Source organism: Streptosporangium sp. G11, assembly GCF_051192615.1.
Classification (GTDB): Bacteria; Actinomycetota; Actinomycetes; order Streptosporangiales; family Streptosporangiaceae; genus Streptosporangium.
On record NZ_JBPJUQ010000033.1, the window covers coordinates 35,188 to 47,585 of the forward strand.

General features: G+C 71.0%; 9 protein-coding genes and 1 pseudogene. 3 read left to right on the plus strand and 7 right to left on the minus strand.

The window, feature by feature from the left end; translation table 11 throughout:
• The first annotated feature begins 205 nt into the window (after nucleotides 1-205).
• Nucleotides 206-1,411: an ATP-binding protein gene (locus tag ACSDR0_RS27280; RefSeq protein ID WP_435291733.1), complete on the plus strand. Its 1,206-nt coding sequence runs from the start codon at nucleotides 206-208 to the stop codon at nucleotides 1,409-1,411.
• Nucleotides 1,412-1,580: 169 nt separating this feature from the next.
• On the opposite strand, the gene ACSDR0_RS27285 is transcribed toward ACSDR0_RS27280, so the two are convergent.
• From ACSDR0_RS27285 to ACSDR0_RS27310, 6 genes and pseudogenes are all read right to left on the minus strand, one after another.
• On the minus strand, nucleotides 1,581-1,994 hold the full coding sequence (locus ACSDR0_RS27285) for a TIGR03618 family F420-dependent PPOX class oxidoreductase (protein ID WP_435291734.1): 414 nt from the start codon (nucleotides 1,992-1,994) through the stop codon (nucleotides 1,581-1,583).
• Nucleotides 1,995-1,998: 4 nt separating this feature from the next.
• Nucleotides 1,999-2,175, minus strand: coding sequence for a hypothetical protein (locus tag ACSDR0_RS27290; protein ID WP_435291735.1), 177 nt, complete (start codon nucleotides 2,173-2,175; stop codon nucleotides 1,999-2,001).
• 265 nt (nucleotides 2,176-2,440) lie between these two features.
• Nucleotides 2,441-4,252, minus strand: coding sequence for an FtsX-like permease family protein (locus ACSDR0_RS27295; protein WP_435291736.1), 1,812 nt, complete (start codon nucleotides 4,250-4,252; stop codon nucleotides 2,441-2,443).
• Between the two features lie 5 nt (nucleotides 4,253-4,257).
• Nucleotides 4,258-4,494 carry a hypothetical protein gene (locus tag ACSDR0_RS27300; protein WP_435291793.1) on the minus strand — a complete coding sequence of 79 codons (237 nt, stop codon included), beginning with the start codon at nucleotides 4,492-4,494 and terminating at the stop codon, nucleotides 4,258-4,260.
• Between the two features lie 36 nt (nucleotides 4,495-4,530).
• A pseudogene (locus tag ACSDR0_RS27305) lies at nucleotides 4,531-4,994 on the minus strand (ABC transporter ATP-binding protein); the annotation flags it as partial.
• The gene (locus tag ACSDR0_RS27310; RefSeq protein ID WP_435291737.1) at nucleotides 4,991-5,524 is read right to left on the minus strand and encodes a PadR family transcriptional regulator; all 534 of its coding nucleotides are present in this window, start codon (nucleotides 5,522-5,524) and stop codon (nucleotides 4,991-4,993) included. The pseudogene ACSDR0_RS27305 and the gene ACSDR0_RS27310, both read right to left, overlap by 4 nt.
• Before the next feature lie 994 nt (nucleotides 5,525-6,518).
• Here ACSDR0_RS27310 and ACSDR0_RS27315 point away from each other — a divergent pair.
• The gene (locus ACSDR0_RS27315) at nucleotides 6,519-10,211 is read left to right on the plus strand and encodes an NB-ARC domain-containing protein (RefSeq protein WP_435291738.1); all 3,693 of its coding nucleotides are present in this window, start codon (nucleotides 6,519-6,521) and stop codon (nucleotides 10,209-10,211) included.
• 283 nt (nucleotides 10,212-10,494) lie between these two features.
• On the opposite strand, the gene ACSDR0_RS27320 is transcribed toward ACSDR0_RS27315, so the two are convergent.
• Nucleotides 10,495-11,649 (minus strand): FAD-dependent oxidoreductase, encoded by a 1,155-nt coding sequence (locus ACSDR0_RS27320; protein WP_435291739.1) that lies wholly within the window; start codon nucleotides 11,647-11,649, stop codon nucleotides 10,495-10,497.
• Nucleotides 11,650-11,702: 53 nt separating this feature from the next.
• On the opposite strand from ACSDR0_RS27320, the gene ACSDR0_RS27325 reads away from it, so the two are divergent.
• A complete protein-coding gene (locus tag ACSDR0_RS27325; protein WP_435291740.1) occupies nucleotides 11,703-12,395 on the plus strand; it encodes a TetR/AcrR family transcriptional regulator in 693 nt (230 codons plus the stop codon).
• Nucleotides 12,396-12,398: the final 3 nt, after the last annotated feature.

The following is a 12,398-nucleotide window of genomic DNA, read 5'->3' on the forward strand; positions in this document are numbered from 1 at the left end:
CAGATCCGGCGATCGCCCGCGGCATCGTCCAAGCGCCCAAGCTCACATGCGCACCCTCCAGGCCAGGCATTCCGCGGCGGGCGGGGGTTGCTTCGTGCCGCGACTCCCCCTCGCGGGACCGTCTCCTCTGACAAGCCGGCATGCGAGGCAGATGCCCGAACAGACTACGAATCCCCGCCCCTGTCGGGCACGACGAAGAGGGAACATGACGAGACAGAACCTTGATCACGCCGCCGTGTTCGCGGCCATCCCGAGCCCGTGCCTGGTCATGACGCTGGACCTGACCATCGTGGCCGTCAACCAGGCATACGTCGACGTCTGCGGACTGCAACGGGAGGAATTGCTGGGCCGGCATCTTGTCGACGCGTTTCCGCGTAACCCCGCCGATTCCGATGAGATGTGCACGCTGCGGAAACTCGAAGCCTCGCTCTGCCGGGTCCGGGCCACCGGGCAGTCCGACGTCATGGCTCCGCACAAGACCGCCACGCCGGTGTCCGGCAGTGCGGACGTGTTCGAGGAACGGCACTGGAGCGCGATCAACACTCCCGTCCTCGACCCGGACGGGGAAGTGACGCTGCTCCTGCATCTGATCGAGGACGTGACCGCATTCCTCGTCCGGCGACAGCAGGCCGGCTCGCGGGCGAGCGAACCGGACACGCACGAGCACGCGACCGAAGCGGAGCGCCACACCCCCGCCAGGAAACCGCAGGAACTGAGCGAACAGCCGGGGGAGGCGAAAACGCACGTTGAACAGCTGTTCGACCGGCAGCGTCAGTTCGCCGCCGACGCCTCCCACGAGCTTCGCACGCCGATCGCCGGCCTACGCCTGCAACTGGAGGCGGCGCGGCTGTATCCAGACGACGTCGACCTGCCCGATCTCCTGGACCATGTCATGGGTGACCTCGATCGGCTGGAGAACATCACCAATGACCTCCTCCTCCTGGCCCGGCCGCAGGCCGACACCGGGAGAATTCTCCAGAACGTGGACCTGACGGAACTGGTCAAGACAGAGGCGGCTCGCTGGGCCGACCGATGTAACCTGCGACTCGACCTCGACCTCGCGGTGACAGTGAACGCCGCCCCGGGCCAGATCGCCCGATTGTTCGTCAACCTGCTCGACAACGCCCGACGTCACGCCACGCACATGGTGGAGGTTCGCCTGCGCCGCGCAGGCGAACACGCCGAACTGGCCGTGACTGATGACGGCGAGGGAATTGCCCCCGCCGACCGCGAACGCGTATTCCGGAACTTCGCCCGACTGGACACCGCCCGCAGCCGCGACCGCGGCGGTGCCGGCCTGGGGCTGGCCATCGCGCGCGACATCGCCTCAGATCACCACGGCACCCTGCACATCGACGACTCGGCGACCGGTGGCACGTGCTTCGTATTCCGCGTTCCCCTCGCCCGCTGACACCCCACCGGCCGTCCGCCACGTACGACATCGATGCTCACGCGTTCCGAGGGGCGGCCAAAGGGAGTCGCGGATCCCCACCGGCCGAGCAGGGTCGCAGCGGTCAGTCCGGTGGGGCCCGCGCCGATGACGACGACCGCCGGAACGGCATACGACTCACGATGGTCACTCATGACGTGCGCTGGAGATAGCTGGCGCCGTAGACGCGCTCGACGATGATCTCGAGGATGACGCGGTTCATCGCGGCCAGCTCCGCATCGCTCATCGGCTCGACCGGCCGCCCGCCGATACGGGACATGACACGTGCGGTGTCCGGCCCGATACCGGCGGTCCGGATGGTGGCGGCGCCTTCCAGCGTCACCGACGGATACGGCGCAGCCGCTCCGATCACGCACAGGGAGGCGCGCCCGGTGCGCTGCACGTCCCTGGCCTTGGCGCGACCGGGTTCGGTGGATATGAGCAGGCGGTCGCCGTCCAAGGCGAAGTAGACGACCGATTGCCGCACCCCGCCGTCGGGTCGGGTGGTGGCCAGCACGCCCGCCGGACGCAGGGCGAGGAAGTCACGGACAACGGGGTCGATCATGAGGTCACCAGCCGGTAGTGGATGGGGTAACGGTCGAGCGCTGCGGGTCCGGCTTGCAGAACTCCAGCCAGGCCAGATCGTGCGCCTTGTTGATCGGGTCGGTCGCCCTGCCCGGGTGCTCGCTCTTCAAGGAGCCCTGCTCACTGCGCAGGCCGGCGTGCGGGTCATGGTGATCCATCATGGGCAACCTCCTTCCACGCCACTGACACTATCGTCATTTATGAGTGTATCGTCATAAACTTACTGAGGATTGCGTCACTCATGACGGCGTTCTTCTCCCGAACGTGACCTCAGCCGCCAACCAGCGACGCAGTCCTGTGCGTGGAGGTGCCGAGCTGGGGTTTTGCCTCTCAGCCGTGCGTGTTCTCAAAAGTCGTGACCGTCCCCGTGGCTGACTGGAAGAAAACGAGGGTCCGGTGGGAGCGGACCTTCAATTTGATCGACACTCACGCCGTTTCGGCGCTCAGGGTTTCCGTTATGGATCGGTGGGCTGCGACGCGGGCGGGCAGGGCGGTCAGTGCTGCGGTCGCCGGCAGGAGCGCGAGAGGGACGGCGAGCAGCCACCACGCGGAAGGCATGGTCACCTCTCGGGGGCCGAAGAGCAGGTACGGGATGATGCCGAAGGGGACGCCGGCGACGGCGCCGGGCAGGGTCGGCAGGAGCTGTGCGATGGACAGCCCCGCGGTGATCTGCCCGGGAGTGGCACCGAGCGTGCGGGTGACGGCCATGGTGGCTCGTGCCTCCGTCGCGGTGGCCCAGGTGATCGTGACGGTGTTCACCACGGCGAGGGTGATCAGCGCGGCGGCGACACCCCGGAGGAGGCCGAGCGTCAGATCGTCCTTCAGATCGGGCAGGGTGACGGAGCCCAGGTCCCAGCCCTCCATGGGCCCGACATGGACCATCAGCAGGACGGTGAGCGCGGCAGCCGTGGCCGCGGTGCCGCATGTGTGCAGGACCGCACGGCCGGGACGGCGGACGATGAGGCGTAGCCCGAGCAGGAGCGGGGTCGGCAGCAGCGCGGTCACCGTGGTCAGCGGGGCCCTGCGCCGAGGCCGGAGGGCGGTGTCGGCCAGCGCGGAGACGGTGTCGGTGCGCAGGGCCCGTACGGTCGGGCCGAGGGCGGTCAGGACCGCCACGAGGACGGCGACGGTGGTCGTCATCGCGATGACGGTGCCGCTCGGCCCGGCGTCGGTCGTGATCAGGCTGTCGCTGGGATTGATGATGGCGGGCGCCACCAGCCGCGCGGCCATCAACCCCAGTACGTCGGCGAGCAGCGCCAGGACGAGGTATTCGGTGAGCATGACGGTGGCGACGAGGCCGGTGGCGCCGACGGCTTTGAGCAGTCCCACCCGGCGGGTCTGCCGGGCGGCACGTCCTGCCGCCAGAGTGCTCATGCCGGCGACGACCAGGAAGCTGAGCAGCCAGCTGCCGATGACCAGGATCGGCTGGATGCCCTGGAGCAGGAGGGAGTCCTGGTAGGCGAGGGCCTGCCAGGGAAAGGAGTTCACCCGGGGCGCGGAGTCGGCGGCGGGATCACCCGCGGGGTAGAGGGTGTCGTGGTAGGAGTCCATGAACGCCCGGGTCGCGTCGGGGTCGCGCAGCTTCAGGTAGACGAGGGAGGCCACCGGAAGCTTCGCGAAAGCCGGCGTCCGGGTGTCGGCTTCGTTCAGCCAGATCAGGCCGGCGCGGTCGACGGGCCCGCCGTGCGGGCCTCCCAGCTGCGCCCCCGGGTAGACGGAGTGGGCCGCGGTCACGGCGATCCCGACGACCGGAAGCGAGCGGCCGGCGACGGCGACGCGGTCGCCGGCGTGGACGCGCAGGGCGGCGGCGAAGCCACGTTCGACCACGACGCCGCCGGGGCGGATCCAGCCGCCCGAGGTCACCAGCGGGCGATCGATCGGGCCCGGTGTCGTATCGGCGCCGATCGCCACCGCGCGCGCGGTGGCGCCGTGCGCGGTGAGCGTCGCGAAGAACTCGTGGTACGGCCGGCTGCGGGCGACGACCCCGGGAACGTCCTCCAGCGATTTCAGGACCGAGATCGTGGCCCGGTCCCTGCCGGGGGCCAGTGTCACCACATCCGGCCCGGCCGTGGCGGCACGGGTCTGCCGGTACAGCTTCTCGGTCGCCCCGGACAGTGACGCGCCCAGACTCAGCATGGTGGTGGCGACGGTTATCGACAGAACGAGCATCGCGGCCTGGGCGGGATGGCGGCGCACGTCGCCCAGCACCAGGCGGAACACGAGCAGGATGCGGCCCATGGCGTTCAGTCCCCCATCGCGATCAGGCCGTCGAACCGCCCGTTGTCTCCCGCCAGCCAGGTGTCCTCGACGAACATCCCGTCACGCATCGAGATCAGCCGGTCCGCGATGGCCGCGACCCGCCCGTCGTGCGTGACCATCACGAGGGTCTGTCCCGCGACGCGCAGGTCCTCGAAGAGCCTCAGCACATCGAGCGTCGCCGCGGTGTCCAGGTTCCCGGTCGGCTCGTCCGCCAGCACCACCAGCGGCTCGTTGACCAGGGCGCGGGCGACGGCCACCCGCTGACGCTCTCCCCCGACAGCTTCCAGGGCAGATGCCGGGCCCGGTCCGCGAGCCCGACCCGTTCCAGCAGGAACCGCGCGCGCCGCCTGGCCGTGCGCGGCGAGCCCCCGGCCAGGAGCACGGGGAGTTCCACGTTCTCGGCCGCCGACAACTCCTCGACCAGGTGGAAGGCCTGGAAGACGAATCCCACCGACCGGCGTCGCAGCCGGGCCAGGGCCCGCTCGCTCACAGTGTCGACGCGCTGCCCGGCCAGCCACACCTGCCCGCCGGTGGGCCGCTCAAGACCACCCAGCATGTGCAGCAGCGTGGATTTCCCGCAACCACTGGGTCCCATCACCGCCAGCGTCTGTCCCGCCGGTACGTCCAGGTCGACCTCGTCGACCGCACGGACCAGACTCCGCCGCTGGCCGTGCTGCTTGACCAGGCCGCGGACCCGCAGCACACCGCCGGATTCGTTCATTCGTCCTCAGATTCGTTCTCGACATCCGACCAGACGCGCTCACAGGCCTCCAGCCAGCGCAGATCCGCTTGCAGTCGCAATGCGATCCCCTCCAGCAGCAGGCCGGTGGTCGAGCCGTCCGGCTCGGCCAGCACCGCGCGCTGCGCTTCGTGCAGCCGTCGCATCAACTCGCGACGCTGCGCGGCCACCAGGTCCGCCGGATCGGCGAGCCGGGCCGCGCTCGCCGCGGCGAGCTTGAGGTGGAACTCCACCAGATCCGGCTTCGACCAGTTCACCTCGGACAGCCAGGTGGTCACCCGCTGCTGTCCGGCCTGCGTCAGCGCGTACACCTTGCGATCCGGCCGGTCCGGCAGCCCGTCCGCCCGTTCGTGGACGACGAGTCCCGCTTTCTCCAGCCGGGCCAGGGTCACATAGATCTGACCCGCGTTCATCGATCCTCCCAGCGGACCGAGAGCCCGCCGCAGCCGCAGGCCGAGGTTATAGCCGTGCGACGGCTCCTTCGCGAGCATCGCCAGCACCGCGTCCTGCATGCATCCCCCTAACGGCTAGCCAATGAAGAGCGGTTAGCCATCAGGGATGTCAAACGTGGTCCCGACATCGGGCAGGGCCCAGGCCCCTCCTCGCGTGCGGCCGGAATACCGCCGGAGAAGAACCGCGCCCGCCTGAAATCGCAGGCCGGACAGCGGGGCCCAGGGTTTCGGCGGAAGACTGTCGTGCCGCGCAGGGACCGGATTGGCACCCTCGCCGACGTCAGGCGGATGACCTGCACAAATGCGGTTTCGCACACCTGGCAGAATCAAGATTCTGGCGGGTCTGCGGCCCCCTGGCCTGTTTCCGCCGTATTCCGGTGGCACCCCTACTTGGTCCGCCCCCTCGGCAGGCATGAGCAGGGACGCCATGACGTTCAACCCGGGAAAACACCCGCCACCACCGAATCGTCGTCAAGATCACATATCTACCGCCGAAATCCGATCCCCCGAAGGCCTGTACACCGCCGAGCCCGGCAGCGAACCCTCCCCACTCCCCCGCCATCACAGGGGGTGTCCGCGCGGGTCAGGCCCGGTTCGTCCTGCGTCGGCCAGATGCGGGAGCCACCCGTACGGGCCGCGCCGCCCATACTTTCCGGATCGGCTCGGTGGCCACCGCGACGAGCCTTGCCTTTGGGTGATGAGTTTTTAGTCCATTGCAAATGATCTTGAAACCGACCGGACGCCTTTACAATGTAGATTTATTACAGGATCGCGGCCCTCTGGCATCCCCCTCCCGAGTGTTCGGCAGCTGATCCGTGCCGACATGTCGCGCGAGACCTCCGAGCTGCGGCCGAGCACACGACCTGCTGAGAATCCTCGCGACCGGGCAAGCCGCCCAGCAGCGCGGCCGCCTCACTGGCCCCGCTCCCCTGTCCGCGCACCGGCGTGCGATCGGGCACAGGATCGGCCTGGCCCCGGCGGCGCCCGTCGTTAAAATTCTCGTGGACTGGGTGTCGGGGCACCGCTCGGAGGGGACCACGGCGAGGAGACTTCGGTGAAGCGTGCGTTACGCGGGTTCACGCTGGCCGGCCAGGCGTTCATTGGGGTGGTGACGAGGGCCGGGAGGATTTTCCGGTCGCCCGTTCTGCCCCGGCTGGGGATCGTCTTACTCGCGTTGCTCGCGCTCGGCGGCATCGGCCTCGTGGTCGCGGGCGGCGCCATCACGACGCAGTCCATCGGCGGCGCCGTCGTCACGCTCGTGGGCCTCACTGTCGCCGGGCTCCAATGGCTGCGGCCCCGCCAGCCACGCGCGCCCGTACCGCCCGTACCGCCCGCCGAGCATCGAACCGACGCACCGGAACCGCCCACCGAGCCTCCGCCGCCGGAGCGCGAGCCCGGCTCACCGGAACCGTCCGCCGAGGTCCCGCCACAGCCGACCGTTCCGCTGAGGACCGGCGAAGCCGAGGCCGACAGCGCGCCGGCTCCCCTCGAGCCCGTCCGCACGCTGACCGACTGGGGCCGGGCGCCCGCTCCCGCCGCGTTCTTCGGACGGCACCAGGAGGTCGCCATGCTCACGGGCTGGATCGAGGAGCGGACCCGGCTCGGCGTCATCGTCGCGCGCGGCGGGATGGGCAAGACGACGCTCGCGGCCCGGGTCGCCCGCGACACGCGTGACCTGTTCGACGTCGTGCTCTGGCGCTCGCTCGCCGACCGGCAGTCGCCGGAGGAGCTGCTGCGCGACCTCGTCGGCGTCCTGCTGCCCGCCCGGGCGCCCGAGGCGGCCGCCGAGGATGCGGCCGACCGGCTGACCGCCGCGTTCGTCGGGGTGCTGCGGGCGCGGCGCTGCCTGGTCGTCCTCGACAACATGGAGTCCGTCCTCCCGCCCGGGGCGGCCACGCCGACCCCGGAGGAGCGCGGTTACCTGCGCCTCCTGCACGCGTTCGCGGACGCCGAGCATGACGGGACCGTGCTGATCACCACCCGCGAGGCACCGGCCGAGCTGCTGGATCGCCCCGGGCGGCAGGTGCGCACGCTCCCGCTAAGCGGCCTCGACACCGCCGCGTGCGCCGAGCTGCTGACCGCGCGGGAGATCCGCGCCGACGCCGCGGCGGCCGCGCGCATAACGGAGGTGTACTCGGGCAATCCGTGGGAGATGACGCTCGCGATCGGCGTCGTGCATGATCTGTACGGTGGCGACGCGGGTGCGTTCCTACGGGAGGAGGTGGCGGTAACCGGGGATGTCCGGGGCCTGCTGGCCGGCCAGATCGCCCGGCTGGATCCACTGGCGCTCGCCGTCCTGCGCTGGTTGTCCCTCGGGCGCGAGCCGCTCGGCCTGGACGACCTGATCCATTGCCTGACGCCGACGGTGATCGCCAAGAGCAAGGTCCTCGACGCCATGAGCGTCCTGGTCTCGCGGGCGCTGGCGGTGCGCACGGATCCCGGGCGCTTCACGGTCATCCCGGTGATCGCCGAGTACATGATCGAAGACCTGCTCGACCTGGCCTTTGCGGAGCTGGTCGCGGGCGAGCCACGGGTGTTGTCCCTCCACGGCCTGCTGCGGTCGTCGTCCCGGGAGTACGTTCAGGGGGCGCAGCGGCGCGTGCTGCTGGCGCCGCTCGCCGCGCGGCTGCTGGACGTCTACGGCCCCGACGGGAGCCGCGAGCTGCTGCGCTCGTTCGTGGCGGGGCTGCGCGGCAGGCCGGAGGGGGCGAGCGGGTACGCCGCCGCCAACGCGCTCCACCTCGCGCTCGCGATCGGCGCGGACCTGTCGTCCTTCGACTTCTCCGGTCTCACGGTCCGGCACGCGGCGCTCCAGAGCGCCCGGCTGAGCCACGTGTCGTTCCGCGGCACCCGTTTCGTCGGGACGTCGTTCGCGGACACGTTCGGCATCGTCAACGCCGTCGCGGGCGCGCCCGACGGGGAGCTGGCCGCGGCCGGGACCGCGGGCGGCGACGTGCGGCTGTGGCGGATGTCGGACAGCCAGCCCGTCGCCGTCTGGCGTGAGCACATGAACGCGGTGACCGCGGTGGCGTTCAGCCCGGACGGCCGATGGCTGGCCAGCGCCAGCGCCGACCGGACGGTCCGGGTGTGGGAGCTGCGCACCGGGCGGGCCGTCCGGGTGTTACGCGGTCATGAGCACATCGTGGCCGACGTCGCCTGGCATCCGTCCCGCCCGATCCTGTCCAGCGCGAGCTACGACCGTACGGTGCGGGTGTGGCACGCCCTCACCGGCGACCCGCTCGCCACCCTCACCGACCACGCGAACTGGGTGCGGTCCGTACGCTTCGCCGACGATGGAACGCTCCTGGTCAGCGCCAGCCTGGACGGCACGGTCCGGCTGTGGGACACCGGTGACTGGCGGTGCGTGCGCGTCCTCGGCGAGGGGCTGGACGAGGCGTACTGGAACCTGGCGGTGTCGGACGAGCTCGTGGCGGCGGGCGACTACGACGGCGACATCCGGGTGTGGGAGCGGGCCACCGGGACGCCGCGCAACCTGGGGCTCGGGCATTCGGAGCGGGTTCGCTCGGTGGCCTTCACACCCGTGGGCGACCGGCTGATCAGCAGCGGGGACGACCGTCTCGTCCGGATCTGGGACGTGGCGGCGGGCCGGCTGCTGCGCAGGCTGGAGGGGCACCAGCGGGACGTCAACTCGATCGCGCTGCTCGGCGCCGGGCCGCTGGCCGTCAGCGGCGGCGCCGACCAGAGCCTGCGCATCTGGGACATCGACACGGGCGCCTGCCAGACGTCGCTGGAGGGCCAGGAGCAGCCGATCAACTCGGTGGCGTGCTCCCCCACGGGGATCATCGCGACCGGAGGCATGGACGCGCTGATCCGGCTGTGGGACCGGGACGGCCGCTGCCTGCGGATCCTCGCCGGGCACGGCGCCAAGGTGGGCCCGCTGGCGTTCAACGGCGACGGTACGCGGCTGGCCTCCTGCGGCGACGATCGCACGGTGCGCGTGTGGGACGTGGCGACCGGCCGCGCCGTGCGGGTGCTGACCGGTCACCGCGGCTACGTGTCGGACCTCGCCTTCAGCCCGGACGGGCAGCGGCTGGCCAGCGGCGGGCAGCACCAGCTCGTGCACGTCTGGGACCTCACGACGGGGAACATCCTGTTCTCGGTCCCCGCGGTGGAGTCGGCGGCCGGGGCGGTCACCTATACCCCGGACGCGAGCCTGCTCATCACCGGCGGCGGCGACCACCACGATCCGGTGAAGCTCTGGGACGCCAGGGACGGCACCCCCGTGGCGACGCTGCGCGGCGGCACTCCCGGCGGCGTGCTCGCGGTGGCCGTCACCCCCGACGGCGGACGCCTCTTCACGGCGGTCGCGCAGGGCCCGGTCGAGGTCTGGGATCTCGGGGAGCGGAGGCTGCTCGCGAGCCTGGACGGCCACGAGGGCTACTGGCGGGCGGTCGCCTGCCACCCGGACGGCCGGACGGTCGCGACCGGCGGCGACGACCGGCTGATCCGGGTGTGGCCGCTGGACGAGCTGTCCGACCCGATGGTGATCGTGGGCCATTCGGGGCCGGTGCAGGCCCTGGCGTACACCTCGGACGGGACGGCCCTGGCCAGCGCCAGCCTGGACGGCACCGCGAGGCTCTGGGACGCGGGCGGGCGGCAGGTGTCCATGCTCGTCCCGGACCGGCCGTACGAGCAGATGGACATCACGGGGGCGCACGGCCTCACCGACGCGCAGCGCGAGACGCTGCGCGCGCTGGGCGCGGTCGACGAGGGCGCCCCTGCGTGAGATCTGTGATCGCTGTCTTGCCGGATGACACCGATTATCCAAGGACCGGTCACAGGCTCAGGCTCGACTTAGAGGTCTGCCCGCGTCGGACCGCCGGGTGGCGGTAATCCCGCCCACCCTGGCTCGCTAACGCCACTGGCCCCGTTCGGTTGCCAAGGTCGCCCCTGTGGCAGAGTTCGTATGGCGGGCGGTGGATCTGCCGGAAGGAGCCACGGCGGTGCCGTGCTGTCCCGTGCTGTCCCGTGAAGCCGTGGCGAGGTGCCGGTGCTTTCGCGTTTGGCGGTCAGGATGGCTGAACTTCGTCGAAGAGGGCGAGGGCTGCGGTGGGGTCCGGGTTCACGAGGCGTTCCAGCCCGGCCGCCGTGATCTTCGCCCACCTGCCGGCCCGTGCCCACATCTGTTCCTCGAAGGCGCGGACGGCCTCGTCCAGATCGCCAGGGCCGGGGGCGGCGGCGACGGACTCGGCGAGTTCGGCGCCTTCCAGCATCGCGAGGTTCGCGCCCGCTCCCAACGGGGGCATCAGGTGGGCGGCGTCGCCCAGTAGCGTCACCCCGGGGACGTGGGCCCAGGTGTGGGACACGGGCAGGACGTAGAGGGGGCGGTGGACGAAAGCGGTGCCGTGGCGGAGGAGGTCGAGGACGGGAGCGGCCCAGCCGTCGAACAGGGCCAGCAGGCTTGATCGCACGGCCTCGACGTCGGCCAGGTCCAGGCCCGTGTCCATGCCCGCGCGCCGGTTCAGGCCCATATGCCGGTCCAGCGGCGCGCGGAACTGGGCGTACACCTTGACGTGGCCGCCGCTGTTGCGCTGGGCGACGAGGGCGCGGTTCACGCCGTACACAGCCACGGAACCGTCGCCGATCAGCCGGGCGAGGTCGGGGTGGCGGGTGTCGACGTCGTCCAGGGAGGTCTCGACCAAGGTGACGCCGGTGTAGTGCGGCGTCGCGGACGAGATCGCCGGGCGGACCCGGGACCAGGCGCCGTCCGCGCCGATCACGAGGTCGAACGTCTCCTGTCGCCCGTCCGCGAAACGGACCAGCACGCCGTCTCGGGTCCCCGGCACCACCTCCGTCACGCCCCGCCCCCATTGAACGTCGAGGGGGCCGAGCAGCAGATCACGGAGTTGCCCGCGGTCGATCTCGGGATTGGCCTGGTCACCCGGATGGGATTGCCAGTCGCGAAGCACGGTCCCGTCCGTGTCCAGGATGCGCATGGCCTGCCCCTCGGGACGGGACAGCGCCTGGAACTCCGCCAGCAGCCCCGCCTTGCCCAGCGCGAGCTGGCCCAGCCCTTCGTGCAGGTCCAGCGTGCCGCCCGGGGGGCGGGCGTCGGGAGCGGGATCGCGTTCGAGGACGGTGACGGGGTGATCGTGCCGGTGCAGGACGCGGGCGAAAGTGAGGCCGGCGGGGCCGCCCCCAATCACGGCGATACGATGTCTCATGTAGATACACTGTATTTTGGTGAGACGGCGTATCGCAACAGTACGATGTATCCATGACTGTGTGGGACCGGCCGGAGCCGCCGACTCGCCCCGAGCCGCTCGACCGGGAGCGAATTGTTGCCGCCGCCATCGCGCTGGCCGACGAGGGCGGGCTGGAGGCGGTGTCGTTGCGCAAGGTCGCCGCCCGGCTGGACGTCGGCCCGATGCGGCTGTACGGATACATCTCCACCAAGGAGGAGCTGTTCGACCTCATGGTGGACGAGGTCCACGCCGAGATCCTCCCCGAGGAGCAGCCCGGCGACTGGCGGGAGGCGCTGCGTGTCCACGCCCACCGCACCAGGCAGGCCACCCTCCGTCACGAATGGCTGGCCGACCTGCTCGGCGGCCGTCCGACCCTGGGCCCGAACGCCCTCGCCGTGACCGAGGCCACGCTGGCCGCTCTCGACGGCCTCGCCGACCTCGACACCGTCCTGCGCGCCGTGGAGACCGTCAGCGCCTACTTCACCGGTGCGATCAGGCGCGAGATCGCGAACCTGCGGGCCGAGCGCGCCACGGGCCTGTCCAAGCGCGACTGGCAGCGCGCCTACGGCCCGCATGTGATGAGGATGCTGGCCACAGGCCGCTTCCCGGCGCTGGCCAAGGTCGTGCACGACGGCACGGAGGTGGACGCCGAGGCGTCCTTCGCGACCGGCCTGGACTGGGTCCTCGACGCCGTGGCCGCCAAATTCGCCCGGCCGCCGGCGTGACGC